Consider the following 23,965-nt stretch of genomic DNA (forward strand, 5'->3'; position numbering starts at 1 on the left):
GCTTGAGGTTACTCGGCCGCCGCGCGGGCCCGCCGGGCGTCCAGTTTCACGAACAGCAGGCTGCCCGCGAACCAGGCGAGGCTGGCTCCGGTCATCAGGAGGCCATAGAGCCGGTCCTCCGCGGCCGCGCCGATGGTGATCCCGAGCGTGATGTAGGCGAGCGCCAGCAGGCTGGACCAGGCGTGGGTGTAGCGCCTTCCGTGCAGCATCCCGCGCAGCGGAAACAGCAGCGGCATGACCAGTACGATCAACGCCAGCCAGACCGGGACGATCTCCGGCGGGGCGATCCAGGTGGTCCAGACCAGGATTAGCAGCAGCAGTCCAAGAAAGCCGGCCAGAGCCAGGGCACGGGACAGCGCGATCATGCCGGGGCGCCAGGTGCTGCTTCGAGGCGCAAGGCGATGCGCGCGACGCGTTCCCCAAGGGCTGCTGCGATGCGCTGTTCGTCGCGGGTGACCGCCTGCTCGCCCTGGGTGCCGGCCACATGGCTGGCGCCGTAGGGCGTGCCGCCGCTGGTGGTGCTGTTCAGCTCCGGCACGGTATAGGGCACGCCGACCCACAGCATGCCCTGATGGATCAGCGGCAGGGCCATGCTGAGCAGGGTGGTCTCCTGCCCGCCATGCTGGGTGGCCGTGCTGGTGAAGACGCCGAAGGGCCGGTCCACCAGCCCGCCGCTGGCCCACAGCCCGCTGGTGCCGTCGAGGAAGTATTTCAGCGGCGCGGCCATGTTGCCGAAGCGGGTCGGCGAACCCATGACCAGCCCCGCGCATTCCTCGAGATCGCGCAGTTCGGCATAGGGTGGCCCGTCCTCGGGTACTGCCGGGCGGTCCTCGTCGATATTCGTGGAGACTGGGGGTACGGTGCGCACCCGCGCGGTGGCGCCAGCCTTTTCGACGCCGGTTGCGACCTGGCGGGCCAGCTCGGCGGTCGCCCCGTAGCGGCTGTAGTACAGCACCAGGATCTCCGGTGCCGTGCTCACGACACGATCTCCAGCACCTGTTCCGGCGGGCGCCCGATGCGGGCCGCGCCCCCGACGATCAGGATCGGTCGCTCGATCAGTTTCGGGTGCTGGACCATGGTCTGGATCAGCGCCTCGTCATCCATCTCCGCGTCTTTCAGGCCCAGCTCGCGGTACTCCGCCTCGCCGGTGCGCAGCAGGTCGCGGGGGCGGATGCCCAGCTTCTCGATCACGCCCTTCAACGTCGCGGCATCCGGTGGCGTCTTCAGATACTCCACGATCTCGGGCTCTACACCTTGCTCCCGCAGCAGGGCGAGGGTCGCGCGCGACTTGCTGCAGCGCGGGTTGTGATACAGCGTAGGGGCATCGGACATGAATCGACTCCGGAGGTCATCGATGGCAAAGGCCCATGATACCCATGCCCGCCGCTGGCATGTCAGGGGGCGTGTGCAGGGCGTGTTCTTTCGCGCCTCGACCCGGGAACAGGCGCAGGCGCTCGGGCTGACGGGGTATGCGCGCAACCTGCCGGACGGCCGCGTGGAGGTGCTGGCGGTCGGCGACCCGGATGCCCTGGAGCGGCTGGAGGCATGGCTTTGGGAGGGACCGCGCATGGCGCACGTGGAGGAACTGGATAGGGAGGTTGTGAGCCCGCCGGAGCCGTTGCCCGCAGGCTTTGATACGGGTTGAATCGGGAGCTTTTGAGACGCTTCCTTTAAAGTTGTACGGGGGTCTATAAACGCCATCGCGACGGATGCATACTGCGGGGTCATGGAATCACGCCTGGTCGATATGCAGAGTCAGTCGGAGGACACGCGGGTGGAGGTCAGCCTGCGTCCCAAGCGGCTGGACGACTACACCGGACAGCCCCGGGTGGTTGAACAACTGGGCCTGTTTATCGAGGCGGCGCGCGGGCGCGGGGAGGCCCTGGACCATACGCTGGTGGCCGGCCCCCCGGGGCTGGGCAAGACGACCCTGGCCCATATCGTGGCGAACGAACTCGGGGTGGGGCTGCGCCAGACCTCGGGCCCGGTACTGGAGCGCGCTGGCGACCTGGCCGCGATCCTGACCGCGCTGGAGCCCCAGGACGTCCTGTTCGTTGACGAGATCCACCGCCTGCCGACCGTGGTCGAGGAGATCCTGTATCCGGCGCTGGAAGACGGTCAGCTCGACATCGTGATTGGCGAGGGACCGGCGGCGCGCTCGATCAAGGTGGACTTGCCCCCGTTCACACTAGTGGGCGCGACTACGCGCGCGGGCCTGCTTTCGGCGCCGTTGCGTGACCGGTTCGGCATCGTTCAGCGACTCGATCATTACACTGTCACAGACCTCGCCCATATTGTCGGGCGCGCCGCCGGATTGCTGGGTGTCGGGATCGAGCCTGAAGGGGCGGCGGAGATCGCGCGCCGCGGGCGGGGCACGCCGCGCCTGGCGAATCGCCTGCTGCGGCGGGTTCGCGACTATGCCGAGGTCCGTGCCTCCGGCGTGATTACCGCCGAGGTCGCGGGTCAGGCGCTGGACCTGCTGGCGATCGATGCCTCGGGCCTGGATGCCCAGGACCGCCGGTTGCTGGAGGTGCTGGTCGAGAAATTCGACGGCGGGCCGGTCGGCGTGGAAAGCCTGGCGACGGCGCTGAACGAGGATCGCGGTACCCTGGAGGATGTGGTCGAGCCGTTTCTGATCCAGCAGGGGTACCTGCAGCGAACCCCGCGCGGGCGTCAGGCCACGCGGCGGACGCTGGCGATGTTCGGCCTGACCGGGTCGGTGGAACCCGACCTGCTGGCGCCGGTCGACAGCCAGGGCGGAGGCCGTCCGTGACGGAAGGCGACGCCCCGTTCGAGTGGCCGGTGCGAGTCTATTACGAAGACACTGACGCCGGCGGCGTGGTCTACCACGCGAACTACCTCAAGTTCATGGAGCGCGCGCGCACCGAGTGGTTGCGCGCGCTGGGGTTCGAGCAGGATGCATTGCGCGAGGAATACGGGATCGTTTTTGCGGTGCGCCGCTGCTGTCTGGATATGCGGCGCCCGGCGCGCTTCAACGATGCCCTGACGGTGACCTGCCGGCTGCACTCGTTGCGCCGGGCGAGCCTGGAGTTCCATCAGGGTGTGGAGCGCGACGGCGAGACCCTGGCCAGCGGCGAGGTGGGGATTGCCTGCGTCGAGGTGGCGCGCCAGGCGCCCGCCGCGATCCCCGGTCCGGTACTGGAGGCCCTGCGCCGACATCATGATCATGGGCCGGCTGACCGCGTAGCCGGAACCAAGTAACGCTGTAACGGGAGACGGACAAGTGGCAGTCGACTTTTCAATGTACCAGCTGGTGATGGAGGCGACCCTGGTGGTCCAGCTGGTGATGGTGATTCTGGTGCTCGCCTCCGTACTCTCCTGGTTGGCGATCGTCGTCAAGGCCAGGTCCCTGAATGCGGCGCACCGCGCCTGCGACGATTTCGAGGAGCGCTTCTGGTCGGGGGCCGACCTTTCCCATCTCTACGAAGGGGTGCGGCGCAAGCAGGAAATGACGGGCATGGAGCACGTCTTCTCCTCTGGGTTCAAGGAATTTCTGCGTGCGCGCCAGCATGGCATCCCGGCCGGTGAGCCCGCCCAGCGTGCCATGCGTGTGGCGATCGCGCGCGAGATTGACGAGATGGAGCGTTATCTGCAGTTCCTCGCCACGGTGGGGTCAACCAGCCCGTATATCGGCCTGTTCGGCACGGTCTGGGGCATCATGCATGCCTTCTTGGGGCTGTCTGGGGTGCAGCAGGCGACCCTGGCGATGGTCGCTCCCGGGATCGCCGAGGCCCTGATCGCGACCGCGCTGGGTCTGTTTGCCGCGATCCCGGCCGTGATCGCCTACAACCGCTTTGCGGGGGATGTCGACCGCGTGGCCGTGCGCCTGGAGAACTTCAATGACGAGTTCGTGGCTCTGCTCAACCGGCAGGTTCACGCCAAGTCCACGGATACGGCCTCCGAGGCCACGGCCTGACCCATGTCCGAGCAGCGCCGCAACAGTCGCCGCCTGCGGCGGCCCATGTCCCAGATCAACGTCGTGCCGTTTATCGACGTGATGCTGGTGCTTTTGATCATCTTCATGATCACCGCGCCCATGCTGCAGCAGGGTGTGGAAGTCGACCTGCCGGAGGCGGACGCCGAGGCCCTGGACCGGGACGAACAGGCGGCCGAGCCGCTGGTGGTGACCGTGGACGCCAGTGGGGCCATGAGCCTGAACCAGGGGCCAATCATCGATGAGCCGCTGGCGCCTCAGGAGATGACCGAGATCGTGCGCGAGTTCCTGGCGGAGCATCCGGGCACCCAGACCTTCGTGCGTGGCGACCGTAATGTGGACTACGGGCGTGTGATCGACGCTATGATCGCCCTGCAGCGCGCGGGCGGCGGGCGTGTCGGGCTAATCACCGAGCCGCCGCGCGAAACCGGCGACTGACGCACGCTGCCGTGTTCGAGCTTGTCCGCCGCCACCCTGTCAGCTTCCTCCTCGTGCTCCTGTTGCACGGGGCGCTGTTTGCGGCGTTGATGTTCAATATCAGCCTGATATCCCCCACCTCCTCGCAGGCCGCGGTGGAGATCTCGGTGCAGGAGGATATTGAGGTGATCGACGCGGTGGCCGTGGATGCCGAGGCGTTCGATCAGGTCGAGCACCAACGCGAGGTCGCTCGCCAGGAAGAAGTCGCCGAGCAGCTGCGCGAGGAAGAGGAGCAACGGCGCGCCGAAGAAGAGGCCCGCCGCGAGGAAGAGCGCCGACAGGCCGAAGAGCAACGCCGCCAGGAAGAGGAAGAACGGGCGCGGCAGCAGGCGATCGAGGAAGCCGAGCAGGCACGCCGAGAGGCCGAAGAGGAGCGTCAGCGCGCACAGGAAGAGGCCGAGGCCGAGCGTGAACGGATCCGTGCCGAACGCGAGGCGGCGGAGCGTGAACGACAGGAGGCCGAGGAGGCTCGCGAGCGCGAAGAGGCGGAGCGGCGCGAGCGTGAAGAGGCCGAACGCCAGGCCCGCGAAGAGCAGGAGCGCCGCGAGCAGGAAGAGGCCGAGCGCCGGGCCGAGCAGGAGCGCGAACTGGAGGAGCAGCGCCGCCGCGAGGCAATGGAGCGCGAGCAGGAGCGCCTGGCGGAGGCGCGCGAACGGCGCGAGGCCGCCGAGCGCCAGGCGCAGATGGATCGCGAAGTGGATGAGTGGCGTGCCCAGGTGCAGTCGGTGGTCCAGCGGCGCTGGCGTCAGCCGTCGGATATTGACTCCTCGGACCGTGCCATTGTTCTCGTGCGCGTAAACGAGACCGGGCGTATCATCGACTTCGATATCGAAAGCTGTTCCGGCGACAGCCGGTTCTGCGACTCCGTGCGCCAGACCATGGACCGTCTGAGTTCGCTGCCACGCCCGCCGGATGCGAGCGCGGTGCGGGGCGGGGTGCGGATCCGATTTGAACCGGACTGATTCGCGGGCCACGCCCGCTTGACGAGGAGCTCATGCGACGACTGATTCACTGGATGCTGCCGGCCATGCTGCTGATGTGGGCAGCGCAGGCACAGGCCGTACTGGAAGTCACGGTCACCGAGGGGGTCACCGGGGCGATACCGGTGGCCGTTGCGCCGTTTACCTACGAGGGGGAGGGTGAGCTCGACGAGGACATCTCCCAGATCGTCGCGGCCAACCTGGCCCGCAGCGGGCTGTTCAATGTCGAACAGGATGATCTGCCTTCGGCCCCGTCCGGACCGGCCGACTTTCTTGCCGAGCCCTGGGCCGACACCGGGGTCGAGTACCTGGTCGTGGGCAATCAGCGCCGCGATGGCGATGACGTCCTCGTGGAGTTTCACGTATTCGATGTGCTGTCCGAGGAACGCCTGGGCGGCTGGCGCATTCCGGTGCCCGGCGACATGCTCCGGCGCGGGGCGCATCGTATCTCGGACATCATCTACGAACAGATCACGGGTGACCCGGGGGCGTTCAGTGCGCGCATCGCGTTCGTGAGCGTGGAGCGTAACGGCGACGAGCGCCGCTTTGCCCTTGAGGTCGCCGATTCCGACGGGGCCAATCCGCGCACCCTGTTTCGTTCCGCGAAGCCGATCATGTCGCCGGACTGGTCGCCGGATGGACGCGAACTGGTGTACGTCTCGTTCGAGAACCGCCGTTCCGAGGTCTATCGCCAGAATGTCGAGACCGGCAGTCGGGAACGGGTGGCCAGCTTCACGGGTATCAACAGCGCGCCCGCCTGGTCGCCCGATGGCCGCTATCTCGCGCTGAGCCTGTCACGCGATGGGGCGCCGAATATCTACCTGATGGAGCTGGAGACGGGCGAGATGCGCCAGATGACCCAGACCAGCTCGATCGAGACCGAGCCGGTCTGGTCGCCCGATGGCGAAACCCTCTACTTTACGTCCGACCGCGCAGGCGCGCCGCAGATCTATGCGCTGCCGCGAGAGGGGGGCAGCCCCCGGCGTCTGACATTCGAGAGCGGCTATGCGGCCGCGGCGACGGTGTCCCCGGATGGGCGTTATCTGGTCTACGTGCACGGTGGTGATGGCGGATTTCAACTGGCCCGTCTCGATTTGAACGACCGCCGTGTGACCCGCCTCACGGATGGGCGGGATGCGGAATCGCCAAGCTTTGCCCCGAATGGCAGCATGATTATCTATGCGATGACAGATGGCGGGCGTGGCGTGCTGGGCTCGGTGAGCCAGGATGGGCAGGTCCATCAGCGTCTCGCTGCCAGGGAGGGCGAGGTCCGTGAGCCGGCCTGGTCACCCTTGAATTGATCTTCCTAATAACAACCGCTTTTCGAGGATAATGACGTGATGAGCACGATCTTTCGCTGGTTTTTTGTGGCCATGGTGATTGGGGCGCTGTCGGCGTGTGCGACGCCGACGCGTGATGCCGAGGATGCCGAACGCGAGGCCGAGCGGGCTGCGGCCGAGCAAGCGGAGCGCGAACGCGCCGAAGCCGAGGCCCGCGCGCTGGGCCGCGATCGGCAGTTCGATGCCGATGCGCTGGATGATCCGGACAGCCCGCTGGCCGAGCGCCTGGTCTATTTCGAGTTCGACCGTGACGAGGTGCAGTCGCAGTACATGGATATGCTCGAGGCGCATGCGGCCTATCTGTCGCAGAACTCCGGGGCCCGCCTGCGGCTGGAGGGCCATACCGACGAGCGAGGTACTCGCGAGTACAACCTGGGGCTGGGCGAGCGCCGCGCACAGTCGGTGCGCCGTATCCTGACCCTGAACGGGGCCTCGGATGACCAGATCGAGGTCATCAGTTATGGTGAAGAAATGCCGGTCGCCTTTGAGCAGAACGAGGAGGCCTGGGCCAAGAATCGCCGGGTCGAATTGGTCTACGAATCCCGGCGCTAGACGACGGGAGGCGCCATGCGGCGTTTGACAGGTAGCAGTAACCGAAATGCCCCCCCGGGGGCATTTCTCTTTCCACGGGTGGGTGTGGCGGTCGCCGCCGGGGTGTTGGTCCTGGCGATGGGGTCGTGGGGCCCGCTTGCCAGCGAAGCCGTCGCCCAGGACGACGTGTTCGCGACCCAGTCGCAGATCCGCGACCTCTCGCGGAGGCTGGACCGCATCGAGCGGACGCTGGACTCCAGCGCCATGCAGGAACTCCTGCGGGGTGCGGAAACCATGAACCGGGAGATGCGCGAGCTGCGGGGCGAAGTGGAGACGCTGCGCCACGAGCTGGAGCGTCTGAACGCCCGTCAGCGCGATCAGTTCCGTAACCTGGACGAGCGTGTGGCCACGTTCGAGACCGGCGCGGCCGCGCCCGCGGATACCGCTGCCCCGGCGGACGAGGTCATTGAGTTCGACCTTCCCGAGGCGGACGAGCAGGCGGCCTACCAGGAGGCCTTCGAGCAGTTGATGGCGGGTGACTACAACGCCGCGATGAGCGGCCTTGAACGCTTCATCGAGAGCTATCCCGACAGCGACTATTCCGCCAATGCCTGGTACTGGCTGGCCGAGGCCAAGTATGCCAGTGGCGACTTCGAGGCGGCCCTAGAGGATTTCGAGCATTTGCGCGAGCAGTACCCGGAGAGCGACAAGTCCGGGGATGCCCTGCTCAAGATCGGCTATGCGCATTACGAGCTGGGCAACGAGGACGAGGCCCGCGAGGCGCTGGAGGCGGTGCGCGCCGATTACGGCGGCACGACGCTGGACCGCCTGGCACGCGAGCGGTTGCGGCGGCTCGACGGGCAATGACCGAGATCCCCGTGCGTGCCCGGCGCGCACCGACCACGGGCGATTCGCATGGCCCGACCCAGGTCCGTATCACCGAGATGTTCGTTTCGCTGCAGGGCGAGGCGGCGGATTCCGGCTGGCCCACCGCATTTGTGCGGCTGACCGGGTGCCCGCTGCGTTGCCGCTGGTGCGACAGTGCTTACGCCTTCGAGGGTGGCGAGGCACGCGCGCTGGACTCGATCCTCGCGTGGGTCGGTCAGACGGGCGTCCGTCATGTCTGTGTCACGGGTGGGGAGCCACTGGCCCAGCCCGGTTGTCGCGACCTGCTGGCGCGGCTGTGTGATGCAGGCTATCGGGTGTCGTTGGAAACCAGCGGCGCCCTCGACATCGGCGGGCTCGATTCGCGCGTCACGGTCGTGATGGACTGGAAGGCGCCGGGCTCCGACGAGCAGGACCGCAACCTGGAGGCCAATATCCCTCACCTTGCTGCCGGCGATCAGCTGAAGTTCGTACTCGCGAACCGAGCGGATTTCGATTGGGCCCGCGCGGAACTCGGGCGCCTGGATCTTGCGCCCGAGGTCGAGGTCCTGTTCTCGCCGGTATTCGGCGAGCTCGCCCCGCGCGAGCTGGCCGACTGGATCGTGGCCGAACGGCTGCCCGTGCGGTTTCAGCTTCAGCTCCACAAGCTCCTGTGGGGCGATCAACCAGGTCGTTAGTCGATGTCGCAACCGGAAAAGGCGGTGGTGTTGCTCTCGGGCGGGCTGGATTCTGCAACCTGCCTGGCAATGGCGCTGGCCGACGGGCTCGACTGTCATGCCCTGTCGATCGACTATGGCCAGCGACACCGTACCGAGCTCGACGCGGCGCGCCGCGTGGCTGCCGCCCAGGGCGTGCAGGACCACCGAGTGGTCCGGGTCGACCTGACCGCGATCGGCGGCTCCGCGCTCACCGATGACGCGATCGCGGTCCCCACCGAGTCGAGCGAAGGCATCCCGGTGACCTATGTGCCCGCCCGTAATACGGTGTTCCTGTCTCTGGCGCTGGGGCTGGCCGAAACGCTTGATGCCCGGCTGCTCTATGTCGGTGCGAATGCGGTCGACTACTCCGGGTACCCGGATTGTCGCCCGGCCTTTATCGACGCCTTCCGCGACCTTGCGCAGGTCGCTACCCGTGCCGGGGTGGAGGGCGTACGCTGGGAGGTGCGTGCACCCTTGATGCACATGAGCAAGGCCGAGATCATCCGTGCCGGCGCGCGCCTGGGGGTCGATTACGCCCAGACGGTGAGCTGCTATCAGGCCGACCCCGAGGGCCGGGCCTGCGGGCGATGCGACAGCTGCCGTATCCGTCGCGAGGGTTTTGCGGCCGCTGGTGTCCCCGACCCGACTCTCTACCGGACGGCCTGACGGCGGACGGTTCGCCCTCGTCAGACAGCCCCGGGTCCGGAATGAATTGGGGGTCGATCTCGTCTTGCGTCCGATGTATGCTGCGCACCCCATGGGTGCAGGCGTGCCCGACAACCGATCAGTGAGAGGATACGTTGATGGAATTCTCCAGCTTTTCAACCGCCGCAATGATGTTCCTGGGCGGCACGTTCGTCCTCGCCTTCATCATGGGTGCGGTCGCGAACAAGACCAACTTCTGCACCATGGGAGCCGTCTCCGACTGGGTGAACATGGGTGATACCGGGCGCATGCGCTCCTGGCTGCTGGCGATTGCCGTGGCGATGCTGGGTGTGGCGGCGCTCGAATTCTTCGGGGTGCTGAGCGCCGAGGGTTCCTTCCCTCCCTACCGCGGCGAAAACTTCAACTGGCTCGGGCACGTCCTGGGTGGCTTCCTGTTCGGCATCGGCATGACCTATGCGTCCGGCTGCGGTAACAAGACGCTGGTGCGTGTGGGTGGCGGCAACATCAAGTCGGTGATGGTGATGATCATCATCGGTGTGATCGCCTTCTGGCTGACCAGCCGCGCCACTGTCTTCGGCACCGGCCAGACGCTGTTCCAGCTGCTGTTTGGCTGGATGGACGCGGTGTCCATCCAGATGGAAGGCGGCCAGGATCTTGGCTCCATTATCGCTGGCGAGAACGCCCTGGGCGCCCGCCTGGTGATGGGTCTGGTGATCGGTGTGCTGCTGCTGGCCCTGATCTTCAAGGCCGCGGATTTCCGCAAGAGTTTCGACAACATCCTGGGCGGTCTGGTGATCGGCCTGGTGGTGATCGGGGCCTGGTGGCTGACCAGCAACATCCAGATCGACGACGGCATGGGCGGCGTGTACAGCGCCCAGGAATACATCCAGGAATGGGATTTCGTCGCCGATGACGACGATGGCGAGCGTCCGGCGCTGTCCGGTCCCTGGGCCAACCAGTCGTTTACCTTTATCAACCCGATGGGCCAGAGCGTGGGCTACGTGTCCAGCGGCTTTGACCGCACCATGCTGTACTTCGGTGTGCTGGCGCTGGCCGGCGTGATCCTGGGTTCGTTCTTCTGGGCTCTGGTGTCGCGCAGCTTCCGAATCGAGTGGTTCTCGTCCTTCCGTGACTTCGTCAACCACTTCATCGGCGGCATCCTGATGGGTGTCGGCGGCATCCTGGCGCTGGGTTGCACCATCGGTCAGGCGGTCACCGGGATTTCCACGCTGGCGCTGGGTGGCTTCTTTACCTTTGCGTTCATCGTGTTCGGGTCCGCGCTGACCATGAAGATCCAGTACTACAAGATGGTCTATGAAGACGAGGCGACCTTCGGCAAGGCCCTGGTCACCTCGCTGGTGGACATGAAGCTGCTGCCGGGTGGCATGCGCAAGCTCGAGGCCATCTGATCGCCGGCCGCCGGGGGAGCCTTGCGTTTTCCCCGGCGGGCCGTAAACTACGCGGCGCGGTGATTCAGGTGCTGCCGCGTAATGACAAGGCCGGCGGACCCCTGCGGGGGTGCCATGCGGGCCTCAGACATGGGTCGTTAGCTCAGTTGGTAGAGCAGTTGGCTTTTAACCAATTGGTCGTAGGTTCGAATCCTACACGACCCACCATTATTCCCGGGCGCGTGCGAGCGCGGCCGGCACAAGGGCCCGCCTACGCGGGCTTTTTGTGTTTATGGGGCGCGAACAGGCTAGAATGCGCGCCTTTATCGAACCATTGAATGCACACGCGAAAGTGGCGGAACTGGTAGACGCGCTGGGTTTAGGTCCCAGTGGGGTAAAACCCGTGAGAGTTCGAGTCTCTCCTTTCGCACCAATGTCCCGTGAACGCCCAGGCAGGCAGCCGGCGAGTGCTGCGGTCGGCAGGGATGACCGATTTTTGAACTATTGCGAGGCCCTTCATGCAAGTTTCCGTTGAAGCCACCGGCAACCTGGAACGCAAGATGACCATCCAGGTCCCCCCCGAGCGCGTCGAGACCGAAGTCGACAACCGTCTGAAATCGCTGGCCAAGCGCGTCCGGCTCGACGGCTTTCGCCCGGGCAAGGTCCCGCTGAAGGTCGTGCGCCAGCGTTACGGCGCCGGGGTCTATCAGGAGGTGCTGAGCGAAGTCCTGCAGGAGAGTTACCGCGAGGCCGTGCAGCAGGAAGGGCTGGAGCCTGCGGGGAACCCGAGTATCGAGCCGCAGAGTGTGGAAAGCGGGCAGCCGATCGAGTTCGTTGCGAGCTTTCAGGTCTTTCCCGAGGTCGAGGTGGCCGATTTCTCCGATGCCGAGATCGAACGCCCGGTGGCCGAGATTGGCGACGAGGACATCGATCGCGTGATCGACTCCCTGCGCGAGCAGAACAAGGAATGGGCGGAGGTCAAGCGCAAGGCGAAGAAGGGCGATCGCATCACGCTGGACTTCGTCGGCAGCATCGATGGCGAGGAGTTCGAGGGTGGTAAGGCCGAAGACTTCCAGGTGGAAGTGGGTGCCGGCCGTCTGATCGAAGACTTCGAGAAGCAGCTCAAGGGCGTGAAGACCGGCGAAGAGCCGACCATCGACGTCACCTTCCCCGATGACTACCCGGCCGAGAACCTGAAGGGCAAGACCGCGCAGTTCGCCCTGACCATCAAGAAGGTCGAGGGGCCCAAGCTGCCTGAGGTGGACGAAGAGTTCGCGAAGAAATTCGGCATCGAAGACGGCTCGGTCGAGAAACTTCGCGCCGACGTGCGGTCCAATATGGAGCGCGAGTTGAACCAGGCGCTGAAGGGCAAGGTCAAGAATCAGGTCATGGAGCTGATTATCGAGCGCCATGGGTTCGACCTGCCGGATGCCCTGGTGAAGTCCGAGATCAATCGCCTGCGCGAGGAGGCCGAGAAGCGCTTCGGTGGTGCCCAGCAGACCCAGCCGCTCCCCGACAGTCTGTTCGAGGAGGAGGCCAAGCGCCGCGTGCGCCTGGGTCTGTCCCTGCGCGCCATCATCGACCAGAAGGGGTTCGAGGTGGACGCGGAGCGGGTCGAGCGTGACCTGGAAGACATGGCGGCCACCTACGAGGACCCGGAAGAGGTCAAGCAGTACTACCGCTCCAACCCGCAGGCGAAGAGCAACCTGGAGTCGCTGGTGCTCGAGGACCAGGTGGTCGACTGGATCGTCGATCAGGCCAAGGTCACCGAGAAAAAGACCAGCTTCCAGGACGTCATGAATCCGAATAAGGAGTCGACTGAATGAGCCACGACATGGCCGGTCAGGGGGCGCAGCATGCCCAGGGGCTGAATCTGGTCCCGATGGTGGTCGAGCAGACCGCCCGCGGCGAGCGCGCCTATGACATCTACTCCCGGTTGCTGAAGGACCGGGTCATCTTCTGTGTGGGTCCGGTCGAGGACTACATGGCCAACGTGATCGTGGCCCAGCTGCTGTTCCTCGAATCGGAAAACCCGGACAAGGAGATCAGCCTGTACATCAACTCCCCGGGCGGGGCCGTGACCGCGGGCATGGCGATCTACGACACCATGCAGTTCATCAAGCCCCAGGTGAGCACCCTGTGTGTCGGCCAGGCCGCGAGCATGGGCGCGGTGCTGTTGGCCGGTGGTGCCCCGGGCAAGCGTTACTCCCTGCCGCACTCGCGGGTCATGATCCACCAGCCGCTGGGCGGGTTCCAGGGGCAGGCATCGGATATCGACATCCACGCCCGCGAGATCCTGAAGATCCGCGAGGAGCTCAACCGCGTACTCGCTCACCACACCGGGCAGACCGTGGAGCAGGTGGAGCAGGACACGGATCGTGACCGTTTCATGACCGCAGTGGAGGCTAAGGACTACGGCCTGGTGGACAACGTCCTCTCCAGCCGCGGCGCGCCGGACACCGGCGACAAGGAAGCCGGCAAGAAGGACAAGTCCTGATCCAAGCCAGGCTGGGTGCGAGCGGGATATACCGGACTCGCGCCCGGTCCGTTTGCAACGTGGCTGCAAACGGGGCATGTTCTGAGAAACCCTGATAGCGCAACCGAGGCATACGGATGAGCGACGACAAGACCCCCTCCGCCGACGGCAAGCTTCTGTACTGCTCTTTCTGCGGGAAGAGTCAGCACGAAGTGCGCAAGCTGATCGCGGGTCCCTCCGTGTTTATCTGCGACGAGTGTGTCGAGCTTTGCAACGACATCATTCGCGAGGAGATGCAGGAGGCGGGGCATACCGAGCGCGATTCGCTGCCCAAGCCGCGCGAGATCCGCGAGATCCTCGACGACTACGTGATCGGGCAGAACTCCGCGAAGAAGATCCTCTCGGTCGCGGTGTACAACCACTACAAGCGCCTCGAGGCCCGAGCCGGCAAGGACGACGTCGAGTTGTCCAAGTCCAACATCATGCTGATCGGCCCGACCGGTTCCGGCAAGACGCTGCTGGCCGAGACGCTGGCGCGGGTGCTCAACGTACCGTTCACCATCGCCGACGCGACCACGCTGACCGAGGCCGGTTACGTGGGCGAGGACGTCGAGAACATCATCCAGAAGCTGCTGCAGAAGTGCGACTACGATGTGGAGAAGGCCGAAAACGGCATCGTCTACATCGACGAGATCGACAAGGTCTCGCGCAAATCGGACAATCCCTCGATCACCCGCGATGTCTCGGGCGAGGGTGTGCAGCAGGCCCTGCTGAAGCTGATCGAGGGCACCACGGCCTCCGTGCCGCCGCAGGGCGGGCGCAAGCATCCACAGCAGGAGTTCCTGCAGGTCGATACCCGCAACATCCTGTTCATCTGCGGCGGCGCCTTCTCCGGCCTGGAGAAAATCATCCAGCAGCGCGCGGAGAAGGGTGGTATCGGTTTCTCTGCCGAGGTCAGCTCCAAGGACGAGAGCAAGAGCGGCGGCCAGTGGCTGAAACAGCTGGAGGCCGACGACCTGGTGCGCTATGGCCTGATCCCCGAGTTCGTCGGTCGTCTGCCGGTGCAGGCGACGCTGGACGAACTGGACGAGGATGCGCTGATCACCATCCTGACCCAGCCGAAGAACGCGCTGGTCAAGCAATACGCCCGTCTGTTCGATATGGAAGGCGTGGAGCTCGAGTTCCGGGACGATGCCCTGGCCGCGATCGCCCACAAGGCGATGGAGCGCAAGACCGGCGCCCGGGGCCTGCGCACCATCATGGAGAACATCCTGCTCGACACCATGTACGAGCTGCCCTCGATGGAGGGCGTCAGCAAGGTGGTGATCGACGAAGCCGTGATCCGCGGAGACGCCGAGCCCTACCTCATCTACGAGAACGCATCGTTCTCCAAGCAGGCCGCTGCGGATTCCTGAAACTTCGCGGTCATGCACAGGGGGCGGGCATGGGGCTGGCCCCGGCTTGAAAAACGGTCAGGGCGCCCCCATCTCTCCCGTACATTCGTCAAGCCCTGAGGGGGCCACATGACCGACCAACACTCCTCCCAGAACGAGGTGGATTCCCCCGTGAAGCGCGTCGCGGTCCTGCCGCTGCGCGATGTCGTGGTGTATCCGCACATGGTCATCCCGCTGTTTGTGGGTCGCGAGAAGTCGATCCGCGCGCTGGATTCCGCCATGGCCCAGAACAAGCAGGTCCTGCTGGTGGCGCAGAAGAGCGCCGAGGTGGACGAGCCCGAGGCCGGCGATCTGCACGAGATCGGTACCCTCGGCAACATCCTGCAATTGCTGCGCCTGCCCGATGGCACGATCAAGGTGCTGGTCGAGGGCGCCCAGCGCGCGCGCGTGATGGATGTCTCCACGACCGGCAATGCCGAGAAGGAAGAGGACTACTTCACCGCCGATATCCGCATGATCGAGGAGGAGTACGACACCGAGGAGAAGGAACTCGAGGTCCTCGGCCGCTCCGCGCTCAATCAGTTCGAGCAGTACATCAAGCTGAACAAGAAGGTCCCGCCGGAGATCCTGACCTCGCTGGCCGGGATCGACGACACCTCGCGTCTGGCTGACACCATTGCTGCGCACATGTCGCTGAAGCTCGAGGAGAAGCAGCAGGTCCTCGAGATCGCCAACGTGCGTGCGCGTCTCGAGCACCTGGTCGCCAAGATCGAGGGCGAGATGGACGTGCTGCAGATCGAGAAGAAGATCCGCGGCCGCGTGAAGCAGCAGATGGAGAAGTCCCAGCGCGAGTACTACCTGAATGAGCAGATGAAGGCCATTCAGAAGGAGCTGGGCGATCTCGAGGATGCGCCAAACGAACAGGAAGACCTGGCCGAGAAGATCGAGCAGGCCGGCATGCCGGCGGAGGCCAAGAAGAAGGCCACCGCCGAGCTGAACAAGCTGAAGATGATGTCGCCGATGTCGGCCGAGGCCACCGTCGTGCGCAGCTACATCGACTGGCTGGTCAATGTCCCGTGGAAGAAGAAGACCCGGGTCAGCAAGGACTTGGCCCGTGCCGAGAAGATCCTCAACGAGGACCACTACGGCCTGGAAGAGGTCAAGGAGCGCATCCTTGAATACCTCGCCGTGCAGTCGCGTGTGCGCAAGCTGAAGGGCCCGATCCTCTGCCTGGTCGGTCCCCCGGGGGTCGGCAAGACCTCGCTGGGCCAGTCCATCGCGCGCGCAACCAACCGCAAGTTCTCGCGCATGGCCCTTGGCGGTGTCCGTGACGAAGCCGAGATCCGCGGTCACCGCCGGACCTATATCGGCTCCCTCCCGGGCAAGATTGTCCAGAACCTGTCCAAGGTCGGGGTGCGCAACCCGCTGTTTTTGCTCGACGAGATCGACAAGATGGCGATGGATTTCCGCGGCGATCCGGCCTCGGCGATGCTCGAGGTCCTGGACCCGGAGCAGAACCATACCTTCAGCGACCACTACCTGGAGGTCGATTACGACCTCTCCGACGTGATGTTCGTGGCCACGGCCAATTCGATGAACATCCCCGGTCCGCTGCTGGATCGTATGGAGGTCATCCGCCTGTCCGGCTACACCGAGGACGAGAAGGTCAACATCGCCCATACCTACCTGGTACCGAAGCAGATCAAGACCAACGGCCTGAAGCCGGACGAGATCAATATCTCCGATGCCGCGGTGCGCGACGTCGTGCGCTACTACACCCGCGAGGCGGGTGTGCGCGCCCTGGAGCGCGAGATCGCCAAGATCTGCCGCAAGGTGGTCAAGCAGCGTCTCCTGGCCAAGGGCAAGGAGCGTGACCGCACCACGTCGGTCACCCCGAAGACCCTGGACAAGTACCTGGGTGTGCGGCGCTTCCGCTTCGGCCTGGCCGAGGAGAACGATCAGATCGGCCAGGTGACTGGCCTGGCGTGGACCGAGGTCGGTGGCGAACTGTTGACCATCGAGGCGACGGTCGTCCCGGGCAAGGGCAAGACCCAGCAGACCGGCAAGCTCGGCGACGTGATGCAGGAGTCGATCCATGCGGCCCTGACCGTCGTGCGCTCGCGTGCCGAGTCCCTGGGGGTCGAGGAGAACTTCCACGAGAAGAAAGACCTGCACATCCATGTCCCCGAGGGCGCCACGCCCAAGGACGGCCCCTCGGCCGGTATCGCGATGTGCACGGCCATCGTCTCGGCGCTGACCGGCATCCCGGTACGTGCCGACGTGGCGATGACCGGCGAGATCACCCTGCGGGGTCAGGTGCTGCCGATCGGCGGGCTCAAGGAGAAGCTGCTGGCGGCCCATCGTGGCGGGATCCGCACGGTGCTGATCCCCGAGGAGAACGAAAAGGACCTGGTGGATATCCCGAAGAACATCAAGAACAAGCTCGATATCCGCCCGGTACGCTGGATCGACGAGGTGTTCGAGGTGGCGCTCACGCACCTGCCGGAGGCCAAGGGCGGCGAGACACCGGCCAAGGTCGAGGAGGCCGTGAAGCCGGCCAAGGAATCGGGCCGACGCCGGGTCCGGCACCACTAAGCAACGGATTTGCAATCAAAACCGCGGCTTCGGCCGCGGTTTTTTTGCGCCGTGGCGTACAGTGAACCGCAGGGGTTGTGTAACGCTTGTTTGACACTTTTTCGAGCCCCTTGATATAACCCCAATCGCATTATTTGATTCCCGGCTGGGCAAGCCCGCGACAGGATGGAGAACCCTCCCCGCGCTGGTGTAAGCTTGGCCTTCATCGGGCCGTAAGCCTGAGTCACCACTGAGATAAGGAAGCGCTTCATGAATAAATCCGAACTGATCGACGCGATCGCCGCAGAAGCCGATGTCCCGAAGGCCCAGGCCGGCCGCATGCTGGACGCCATGGTGACCGTGGTGGGCGATACTCTGGCCAAGGGCGACCAGGTCTCCCTGGTGGGCTTTGGCACCTTCCTCGTCCGCGAGCGCGAAGCCCGCACCGGCCGTAACCCGCGTACTGGCCAGTCCATCCAGATCGCTGCCTCCAAAACGCCTTCTTTCAAGGCTGGTAAAGCGCTCAAGGATCGCGTAAACTAGTGCGCTTTATCGGGTGCTTAGCTCAGTTGGTAGAGCGTCGCCCTTACAAGGCGAATGTCGGCGGTTCGAACCCGTCAGCACCCACCATGCAGCCTGACTGGCTGCATGAAGAAAATTTGGAGCGGTAGTTCAGTTGGTTAGAATACCGGCCTGTCACGCCGGGGGTCGCGGGTTCGAGTCCCGTCCGCTCCGCCATATCTGAGAAAGGCGCCTTCGGGCGCCTTTTTCTTTGCCTGTCGTACAGCCCAGGCCGCCCCCCACCCGTTCGCGAGAAGCGACCCTTTGTCTTTTGGTGCACGGGAAAGAGGGGCTGCCGCGGCGCATACGGCCTGGCTTGAGCTCGGTACGCGGTCGGCGCTGTTGCTGCGAGCGCACCTTGCTTGGGGCGCGCGCGAGAGGGAGCCGTAGCGCTCAGGTGTCGCTTGGGCGAGTTTCGTCGATGGGCGCTTGGGGATCGATCGGTGTGCCCGGGCCGTTCTCGCTCTCAGGGGAGGGGGTGGATTCTGGTGCGTAGGTCTCGCCCTCAAGGCTCTTGCGCATCGCTTCTTCGGCCTCCTGGTTGAGCACGATGATGGAGATGCGTCGGTTGATGGCCGCCTCCGGGTCGTCGCGGGTGAACGGTACGCTGTCGGCCAGGCCCACGACCCGCGCGACCTGTCCCGATTCGGCCCCGCCCGCAATCAGCGCACGGCGTGCGGCATTGGCGCGGTCGGTCGAAAGCTCCCAGTTGGAGTAGTCCGGACGCAGCAAGGGGCGGGCATCGGTGTGGCCGGTGATCGAGATGCGATTCGGCACCTGGTTGATCAGGCTTGCGAGCTCGCGCAGGATCGCGTCGGCGTGCGGAAGAGGAGTGGAGCTGGCGGTGTCGAACATCGGGCGATTCTCGCGGTCGATGATCTGGATGCGCAGTCCCTCGGGAGTGATATCCAGCAGCAACTGGTCCTTGTAGGGCTCCAGGGCCTGGCTCTGGCCCAGGGCTTCCTCCAAGGCTTCCTGAAGTGCCTCCAGGGCCTCGCGGTCGCGGGCTTCGGCCAGCTCGTCCAACGCCTCTCCATCCAGCCCCATGGGTGCCTCCATGGCCTCGGGGTCCTGGATCAGCTCGGGCATGCCCTCGAAGTCGATCAGCGATGGATCGACCCCGGTCCCATCGCCCGGTGCCTGGCCGGGCGCGGCGGCCTCGCCGACGAATGCGGAAGGGTTCTGGAAGTACTCGGATATGCCGGCGCGTTGTTCGTCGTCCAGCGCCACGAGCAGCCATAACACCAGGAAGAAACCCATCATCGCGAGGGTGAAGTCGGCAAACGCGATCTTCCACGCGCCACCGTGGTGGCCGCCCTTGACCACCTTCTTTTTGACGATGATCGGCTGGGTCTTGTCCTCGACGCCCATGTGGCTGATCCGGAGGCGGTCAGGCCCCCTTCACGTGCTCCTCGAGCTCGGTAAAGCTCGGGCGCATGGCGCCTTCCATGGTCTTGCGGCCAAACTCGACGGCGACCTGCGGGCTGTAGCCCTGGACATTGGCCAGGATGCAGGCCTTGATGCACTGCAGGAACTTGGCTTCTTCCTGGGCGCGGGTCTCGAGCGCCGTCGAGGTCGGTCCGGCAAAGCCGTAAGCCAGCAGGATCCCGAGGAAGGAACCGACCAGCGCGGCCGCCACGCTCGAGCCGATCTCCTCGATCGAGCCGTCGAGCCTGCCCATGGTCATTACGATCCCCAGCACCGCGGCGACGATCCCGAAGCCGGGCAGGGCCTCCGCAACGCGGTGCACGGCGTGGGCGGGCTTGTGGGATTCCTCGTGATGGGTCTCGAGGTCCAGATCCATCAGGGCATCGAGTTCATGCGGGTTCATGCTGCCGGAGATGATCAGGCGCATGTAATCGGTGATGAACTCCATCGCGTGGTGATCCTGCAGGATCCGCGGGTGGGCCTGAAAGATCTCGCTGTTCTCCGGCTCCTCGATGTCATTCTCCACCCCCATCAGCCCTTCCTTGCGGGCCTTGGTGAAGAGCTTGTACATCAGTGCGAGCAGGTCGAGGTAGTCGTCCGACTTGTACTTGCTACCCTTCATCAGGCTGGGGATGGACTTGAAGACGGTGATGACGACTCGAGGCGGATTGGCGATCAGGAATGCGCCCAGCGCTGCACCCCCGATGATCCAGTATTCGTATGGCTGCCACATGACCCGAAGGTCGCCGCCATGAAAGTAGTACCCCCCGAAGACCGACGAGAATACGACGACGATGCCAAGAAAATACTTCACGAAACGGGAACCCCGAGCTGGTCGATGGGCGAAAGTGACGCCGGTCACGCTTTCGCTGTTGATATAGTGACGGCCATAACGATAACGACTCCCCCGCGCGAGGTACAGCATGGCCAAGGATGAGGGCGCGCCCTATAGCGACCAGGCACGTCGCCTGGCTGGACTCGACTGGCCGATTCTGGAAGCCAGTGCAGTCGCCTTTTCCCAGCCGGACGCGCTGGTGCAGCGCTCCTTGCGGGATTTGGGCCAGTGGGCGGAGCGCGACCCCGGCCTTGCACTGCGTCTGGTCCTGCGGGCGAACGGCTCGCGCCGCGGTATGCGCCAGGAGGTGCATTCGGTGCCCGATGCCATCGCCATGCTCGGTCTGCAGAACGTCTGCGATGAAGTCCGCACGGCCCCGCCGGTTGGTGAGGTCGTGCGTGAACCGCAGCGATATCGGCAGGTGGCGGCCCAGTCGCGGCTGGCGGCGATGATCGCGGCCGACGTGGCCCAGCGTCGACGCGACTCCGAGCCGGCGGAAGTCGGTCTGGCCGCCCTGCTGAATCAGCTGGGCCTGCTCGGTCTCCTGGTGGCTGGTGAGCCACGCCTGGGCCGCCTGCTTGCCATGCTGGAGCTCAACGCCCTTCCCGACGAGGCCAGCTATACCGCGCTGGGCTACGCGACCGACGACCTGTCGCGTGCGATGACCGAGGCGATGGAGCTGCCCGAACTGGTCGTGGGGACTCAGCGCGCGGTCAACGCCGCGCATCCGCGCGCCTTTGAGGTCATGGTCGCCAGTGCGGTGGCCTGGCAGATCATGCGCGGGATGGACACGGTGCGGGGCGATCGCGATCTGCGCCTGTTGGCCGGCCTGACCGGAGTCAACGAGAAGGTCGTCGCGGACCGGCTGTCGGAGATCATCGATCGCTTCAATGACGACGTCGACCTGTATCACATCGAGCCCCTGAATCCCGCGACACCCGGGTCGGTCTGGCTCGGCGTGCGCCACCGCACGCGCCTCGCGCTTTGCCCACGTGCGGATGTGCTGGAGGAGGGGCTGGTGCGACTACAACAGGACACCAACCGCGTGTCGCGGCTGCGGCGCATATTGCGCGTGATGCAGTTCGGGCTGGGACTGAACCGGGTGGTGTTCGCCCGGCTTGCGCGTGATGGCGAATCACTGCGAGCCGAGCACATGGTCGGCACACTGCACGAGCCGGAATTTAGTCACTTCGTGATCCATCGTTCGGCCCTGGGCCCGCTGGAGGCCGTGCTGGAGGATGACATGCCGACCTGGTGGGGGCGCCACTACCCGGGCGTGGCGCTGCCGGAGGCGGTCCAGGCCCTGACAGGAGGGGTCGATGCCTTTTATGCGCCGGTGCGGGACCAGGGCCAGGTGGTCGGTCTGGTGTATGCCGATCGCCGCAGTCGCCAGCATGCCCTCGATGACCGCGCGTTCAAGGGTTTTTGCCGCGTGGTGCAGGCAGCCTCGAGCGCCGGTTAGTCTTTTCTCGCACACGATCAATTGGCCCGTGCCTCAAGCTACGACGGCCCTGGCCGTTATATCGGGTGGTGCATATATGGTCCCGCATGAAGGCGAGGCCATCTGTCTGCCGCTTCGGCTCCACCCTGACACTGGAACAATAGGACATCGTCCCTTATGCGCAAGAACCTTCCCGTTACTCAGACCGAGTATTCCCTGGAGGCCCACGGAGACCTGATCTCGGCCACCGACGAGAAGGGCCGGATCCGCTATGCCAACGATGACTTCGTGACGGTCAGTGGTTTCGACTGTGAAGAGCTGGAGCATTCGCCGCACAACATCGTGCGCCACCCGGACATGCCGGAGGCCGCCTACGCGAACATGTGGGAGACCCTGAAGGCGGACCACCCGTGGATGGGTATCGTCAAAAACCGGCGCAAGGACGGTGACCACTACTGGGTGGATGCCTTTGTAACACCTGCCTACGAGCACGGCCGCAAGACCGGTTACGAGTCGGTGCGGGCCATCCCGGAGCGCGAGCATGTCGCCCGCGCGGAGCAGGTTTATGCCGCGCTCAACCGGGGCCGGAGTTTTGCGCGGCGCTGGTATCACAGCCTCACCTGGCGTCTTTCGGGGACCTGGCTCGCGGGCTTCCTGCTGGCGCTGGCCGCGGTCTTTCTGGCGCCTTCACCGCTGGTCCTGGCCGGCCTGCTGGCGCTGGTCTTCGTCGCCGGTGGGGTGGTGTCGCTGGCGTTGACCTCGGGTATCCGGCAGGCGGTTAACCGCGCCCGCGAACAGTTCGACAACCCCGTGATGGAGGCGATCTATACCGGGCGTCGCGACGACAGCGCGTCGCTGGAGTTGATCCAGCATTTCAACGAGGCGAAGCTGCGCACGGTGCTGGGCCGTATCGAGGACAAGGCCGATGCGGTGGCCGGTGACGCGCAGGCGATGGCCAGCAGCGTCGATCAGACGGCCTCGGGCGTGGAGCGCCAGCAAAACGAGATCGACCAGGTCGCCACTGCGATGAACGAGATGAGCTCGACTATCCAGGAGATGGCCGGCAATTCCGCGCGCGCGGCCGAGGCCGCGAACCACGCCGAGCAGGAGACCGGGGCCGGGCAGGAGGTCGTGAACGACACGGTTGCCGTGATCAACCGCATGGCGGCCGAGGTCGAATCGACTGCCGAGAAGCTGGGCAAGCTGGAGGCGAGCACCGAGGAGATCGACAAGATCCTGGGTGTGATCCGCGAGATTGCCGAACAGACCAACCTGCTGGCGCTGAACGCCGCGATCGAGGCCGCGCGCGCGGGCGAGCACGGCCGCGGCTTTGCGGTGGTGGCCGACGAGGTGCGCTCACTGTCGCAGCGCACCGACGAGTCCACGGTGACCATCCGCAACATGATCGAGAGCCTGCAAAACGGTGCCCGCGAGGCGATGTCCGCCATGCGCGCCAGCCAGGAACAGGCGGCCGACGGGGTTGAAAAGGCCCGTGCGGCGGGGGATTCGTTGACTACCATCCGCGAGGCCGTCGCCCAGATCACCGAGATGAACACCCAGATCGCCACGGCGGTCGAGGAACAAAGCGCGGTCTCCGAGGAGATCAACCGCAACGTGACCTCCATCCGCGATGTCGCCAGCGAAACCGGTTCGGTCTCCGCACATGCGCGCGACGCCAGCGCGCGCATGCTGGCCGAGGCCGCCGAACTCAAGGCGCTGATCCAGCGTTTTGAACAAAAGGCCGTATAAGAATTTTATTTTCGGGGTTGCGAAAGTGAATGGTCGTCACTACAATCGCGCCCATCTTGAGTAGCAGAGGTCTGTCAATGGACTGTTGTCGATGGATGCATGAGCGTCGGGCCGGTAGCCGGTACGAGCATGCATATCGTTGCCAGCGGGGTCCCGCCACCCGGTAGTGCGGTGGTGTCCCCCGGTGTCAGCGATATGCGTGACTCCGGGGGGTGGCAGAAAGCCTTTCCCCTTGCGCCCCTCGCGGGTGCCCCCCCAGCCCCTCAGCCCGTATTGCGCCCGCCCTTGCGCGTGGCGCGCTGCCCCATGCCATTCGATGATATTCCGCCTCTGCCCGGATTCCGGGCCGATGCGCACGTTGCCGTGCGCGTAACGGATTGGACTGTATCCATGAATAACCAGCAGGAGGCCGCCATGCCAGCGCCTGAAGACGACGACCCCGGGTCTAGACCCGGAACATCACTGCGGGGCAGTGAGAAAAGTAAAAGTGTGTTCGTCTCGCTGATGGGGGTTTTGTAAGAGACCGCCACCAGCGGTCACGAGATTCTTTTGTCTTTTGTAATGCCCCGCGTGCGTTTTTTATTTTT

General features: G+C 65.1%; 24 protein-coding genes and 4 tRNA genes. 23 read left to right on the top strand and 5 right to left on the bottom strand.

What is annotated here, in order from left to right:
* Positions 1-8: 8 nt before the first annotated feature.
* The 3 genes from F468_RS0103695 to arsC are packed head-to-tail and all read right to left on the bottom strand — an operon-like array spanning position 9 to position 1,332.
* Positions 9-365, bottom strand: a complete 357-nt coding sequence (locus tag F468_RS0103695) for a DUF2069 domain-containing protein (protein ID WP_018138802.1) — start codon at positions 363-365, stop codon at positions 9-11.
* The gene (wrbA, locus tag F468_RS0103700) at positions 362-979 is read right to left on the bottom strand and encodes an NAD(P)H:quinone oxidoreductase (RefSeq protein WP_018138801.1); all 618 of its coding nucleotides are present in this window, start codon (positions 977-979) and stop codon (positions 362-364) included. The genes F468_RS0103695 and wrbA overlap by 4 nt, the downstream gene beginning before the upstream one ends.
* A complete protein-coding gene (gene arsC, locus F468_RS0103705; protein WP_018138800.1) occupies positions 976-1,332 on the bottom strand; it encodes an arsenate reductase (glutaredoxin) in 357 nt (118 codons plus the stop codon). Before arsC ends, wrbA begins: the two co-directional genes overlap by 4 nt.
* Before the next feature lie 22 nt (positions 1,333-1,354).
* Here arsC and F468_RS0103710 point away from each other — a divergent pair, with 22 nt between their 5' ends.
* From F468_RS0103710 to F468_RS0103810, 21 genes are all read left to right on the top strand, one after another.
* Positions 1,355-1,645, top strand: coding sequence for an acylphosphatase (locus F468_RS0103710; RefSeq protein ID WP_018993738.1), 291 nt, complete (start codon positions 1,355-1,357; stop codon positions 1,643-1,645).
* A gap of 81 nt (positions 1,646-1,726) precedes the next feature.
* Positions 1,727-2,773, top strand: a complete 1,047-nt coding sequence (gene ruvB / locus F468_RS0103715; RefSeq protein ID WP_018138798.1) for a Holliday junction branch migration DNA helicase RuvB — start codon at positions 1,727-1,729, stop codon at positions 2,771-2,773.
* Complete coding sequence (gene ybgC / locus F468_RS0103720) at positions 2,770-3,222, top strand: tol-pal system-associated acyl-CoA thioesterase (protein WP_018174647.1); 453 nt, start codon at positions 2,770-2,772, stop codon at positions 3,220-3,222. The genes ruvB and ybgC overlap by 4 nt, the downstream gene beginning before the upstream one ends.
* 40 nt (positions 3,223-3,262) lie before the next feature.
* The gene (gene tolQ, locus F468_RS0103725; protein WP_018138796.1) at positions 3,263-3,937 is read left to right on the top strand and encodes a protein TolQ; all 675 of its coding nucleotides are present in this window, start codon (positions 3,263-3,265) and stop codon (positions 3,935-3,937) included.
* A 3-nt stretch (positions 3,938-3,940) separates the two neighbouring features.
* On the top strand, positions 3,941-4,393 hold the full coding sequence (gene tolR / locus F468_RS0103730; RefSeq protein ID WP_018138795.1) for a protein TolR: 453 nt from the start codon (positions 3,941-3,943) through the stop codon (positions 4,391-4,393).
* A gap of 11 nt (positions 4,394-4,404) precedes the next feature.
* Entirely contained in the window at positions 4,405-5,394 is a 990-nt protein-coding gene (gene tolA / locus F468_RS0103735) for a cell envelope integrity protein TolA (RefSeq protein WP_018138794.1), read from the top strand.
* Between the two features lie 32 nt (positions 5,395-5,426).
* Complete coding sequence (gene tolB, locus F468_RS0103740; protein ID WP_018138793.1) at positions 5,427-6,713, top strand: Tol-Pal system beta propeller repeat protein TolB; 1,287 nt, start codon at positions 5,427-5,429, stop codon at positions 6,711-6,713.
* Positions 6,714-6,752: 39 nt separating this feature from the next.
* Complete coding sequence (gene pal / locus F468_RS0103745; RefSeq protein ID WP_018994639.1) at positions 6,753-7,304, top strand: peptidoglycan-associated lipoprotein Pal; 552 nt, start codon at positions 6,753-6,755, stop codon at positions 7,302-7,304.
* Positions 7,305-7,382: 78 nt separating this feature from the next.
* A complete protein-coding gene (gene ybgF, locus F468_RS0103750; protein ID WP_018138791.1) occupies positions 7,383-8,150 on the top strand; it encodes a tol-pal system protein YbgF in 768 nt (255 codons plus the stop codon).
* Positions 8,147-8,845, top strand: a complete 699-nt coding sequence (queE, locus tag F468_RS0103755; RefSeq protein WP_018138790.1) for a 7-carboxy-7-deazaguanine synthase QueE — start codon at positions 8,147-8,149, stop codon at positions 8,843-8,845. The genes ybgF and queE overlap by 4 nt, the downstream gene beginning before the upstream one ends.
* A 3-nt stretch (positions 8,846-8,848) precedes the next feature.
* Entirely contained in the window at positions 8,849-9,532 is a 684-nt protein-coding gene (gene queC / locus F468_RS0103760) for a 7-cyano-7-deazaguanine synthase QueC (protein WP_038048905.1), read from the top strand.
* 137 nt (positions 9,533-9,669) lie between these two features.
* Positions 9,670-10,941, top strand: a complete 1,272-nt coding sequence (locus F468_RS0103765) for a YeeE/YedE family protein (protein ID WP_018138788.1) — start codon at positions 9,670-9,672, stop codon at positions 10,939-10,941.
* Positions 10,942-11,072: 131 nt separating this feature from the next.
* A tRNA-Lys gene (locus tag F468_RS0103770) sits at positions 11,073-11,148 on the top strand.
* 118 nt (positions 11,149-11,266) lie between these two features.
* Positions 11,267-11,353: transfer RNA gene (locus tag F468_RS0103775), tRNA-Leu, on the top strand.
* An 85-nt stretch (positions 11,354-11,438) separates the two neighbouring features.
* On the top strand, positions 11,439-12,746 hold the full coding sequence (gene tig, locus F468_RS0103780; protein WP_018174653.1) for a trigger factor: 1,308 nt from the start codon (positions 11,439-11,441) through the stop codon (positions 12,744-12,746).
* The gene (clpP, locus tag F468_RS0103785; protein ID WP_018138786.1) at positions 12,743-13,417 is read left to right on the top strand and encodes an ATP-dependent Clp endopeptidase proteolytic subunit ClpP; all 675 of its coding nucleotides are present in this window, start codon (positions 12,743-12,745) and stop codon (positions 13,415-13,417) included. Before tig ends, clpP begins: the two co-directional genes overlap by 4 nt.
* Before the next feature lie 116 nt (positions 13,418-13,533).
* Positions 13,534-14,811: an ATP-dependent Clp protease ATP-binding subunit ClpX gene (gene clpX / locus F468_RS0103790; RefSeq protein WP_018138785.1), complete on the top strand. Its 1,278-nt coding sequence runs from the start codon at positions 13,534-13,536 to the stop codon at positions 14,809-14,811.
* Between the two features lie 108 nt (positions 14,812-14,919).
* Positions 14,920-17,385, top strand: a complete 2,466-nt coding sequence (lon, locus tag F468_RS0103795; protein ID WP_018138784.1) for an endopeptidase La — start codon at positions 14,920-14,922, stop codon at positions 17,383-17,385.
* Positions 17,386-17,634: 249 nt separating this feature from the next.
* Positions 17,635-17,907: an HU family DNA-binding protein gene (locus F468_RS0103800; RefSeq protein WP_012981989.1), complete on the top strand. Its 273-nt coding sequence runs from the start codon at positions 17,635-17,637 to the stop codon at positions 17,905-17,907.
* 11 nt (positions 17,908-17,918) lie between these two features.
* A tRNA-Val gene (locus F468_RS0103805) sits at positions 17,919-17,994 on the top strand.
* Between the two features lie 31 nt (positions 17,995-18,025).
* A tRNA-Asp gene (locus tag F468_RS0103810) sits at positions 18,026-18,102 on the top strand.
* Between the two features lie 216 nt (positions 18,103-18,318).
* Here the strand turns inward: F468_RS0103810 and motB are convergent.
* Together motB and motA are read right to left on the bottom strand one after the other, a co-directional pair.
* The gene (gene motB / locus F468_RS0103815; RefSeq protein WP_018174654.1) at positions 18,319-19,296 is read right to left on the bottom strand and encodes a flagellar motor protein MotB; all 978 of its coding nucleotides are present in this window, start codon (positions 19,294-19,296) and stop codon (positions 18,319-18,321) included.
* A gap of 19 nt (positions 19,297-19,315) precedes the next feature.
* The gene (motA, locus tag F468_RS0103820; RefSeq protein ID WP_018138782.1) at positions 19,316-20,167 is read right to left on the bottom strand and encodes a flagellar motor stator protein MotA; all 852 of its coding nucleotides are present in this window, start codon (positions 20,165-20,167) and stop codon (positions 19,316-19,318) included.
* A gap of 109 nt (positions 20,168-20,276) precedes the next feature.
* Between motA and F468_RS0103825 the strand changes: the two genes are divergently transcribed.
* Entirely contained in the window at positions 20,277-21,650 is a 1,374-nt protein-coding gene (locus F468_RS0103825; protein ID WP_018994640.1) for an HDOD domain-containing protein, read from the top strand.
* A 156-nt stretch (positions 21,651-21,806) separates the two neighbouring features.
* A complete protein-coding gene (locus F468_RS0103830) occupies positions 21,807-23,378 on the top strand; it encodes a PAS domain-containing methyl-accepting chemotaxis protein (protein WP_018994641.1) in 1,572 nt (523 codons plus the stop codon).
* The last annotated feature ends 587 nt before the right edge of the window (positions 23,379-23,965 follow it).

This window comes from Thioalkalivibrio sp. ALJ2 (genome assembly GCF_000378325.1).
Lineage (GTDB): Bacteria > Pseudomonadota > Gammaproteobacteria > Ectothiorhodospirales > Ectothiorhodospiraceae > Thioalkalivibrio.

Coding starts and splice junctions, on each gene's coding strand:
- F468_RS0103695 (WP_018138802.1), bottom strand. CDS start 365: ATGATCGCGCTGTCCCGTGCCCTGGCTCTGGCCGGCTTTCTTGGACTG.
- arsC (WP_018138800.1), bottom strand. CDS start 1,332: ATGTCCGATGCCCCTACGCTGTATCACAACCCGCGCTGCAGCAAGTCG.
- F468_RS0103710 (WP_018993738.1), top strand. CDS start 1,355: ATGGCAAAGGCCCATGATACCCATGCCCGCCGCTGGCATGTCAGGGGG.
- ruvB (WP_018138798.1), top strand. CDS start 1,727: ATGGAATCACGCCTGGTCGATATGCAGAGTCAGTCGGAGGACACGCGG.
- tolQ (WP_018138796.1), top strand. CDS start 3,263: ATGTACCAGCTGGTGATGGAGGCGACCCTGGTGGTCCAGCTGGTGATG.
- tolR (WP_018138795.1), top strand. CDS start 3,941: ATGTCCGAGCAGCGCCGCAACAGTCGCCGCCTGCGGCGGCCCATGTCC.
- tolB (WP_018138793.1), top strand. CDS start 5,427: ATGCGACGACTGATTCACTGGATGCTGCCGGCCATGCTGCTGATGTGG.
- pal (WP_018994639.1), top strand. CDS start 6,753: ATGAGCACGATCTTTCGCTGGTTTTTTGTGGCCATGGTGATTGGGGCG.
- queE (WP_018138790.1), top strand. CDS start 8,147: ATGACCGAGATCCCCGTGCGTGCCCGGCGCGCACCGACCACGGGCGAT.
- queC (WP_038048905.1), top strand. CDS start 8,849: ATGTCGCAACCGGAAAAGGCGGTGGTGTTGCTCTCGGGCGGGCTGGAT.
- F468_RS0103765 (WP_018138788.1), top strand. CDS start 9,670: ATGGAATTCTCCAGCTTTTCAACCGCCGCAATGATGTTCCTGGGCGGC.
- tig (WP_018174653.1), top strand. CDS start 11,439: ATGCAAGTTTCCGTTGAAGCCACCGGCAACCTGGAACGCAAGATGACC.
- clpP (WP_018138786.1), top strand. CDS start 12,743: ATGAGCCACGACATGGCCGGTCAGGGGGCGCAGCATGCCCAGGGGCTG.
- clpX (WP_018138785.1), top strand. CDS start 13,534: ATGAGCGACGACAAGACCCCCTCCGCCGACGGCAAGCTTCTGTACTGC.
- lon (WP_018138784.1), top strand. CDS start 14,920: ATGACCGACCAACACTCCTCCCAGAACGAGGTGGATTCCCCCGTGAAG.
- F468_RS0103800 (WP_012981989.1), top strand. CDS start 17,635: ATGAATAAATCCGAACTGATCGACGCGATCGCCGCAGAAGCCGATGTC.
- motB (WP_018174654.1), bottom strand. CDS start 19,296: ATGGGCGTCGAGGACAAGACCCAGCCGATCATCGTCAAAAAGAAGGTG.
- F468_RS0103825 (WP_018994640.1), top strand. CDS start 20,277: ATGGCCAAGGATGAGGGCGCGCCCTATAGCGACCAGGCACGTCGCCTG.
- F468_RS0103830 (WP_018994641.1), top strand. CDS start 21,807: ATGCGCAAGAACCTTCCCGTTACTCAGACCGAGTATTCCCTGGAGGCC.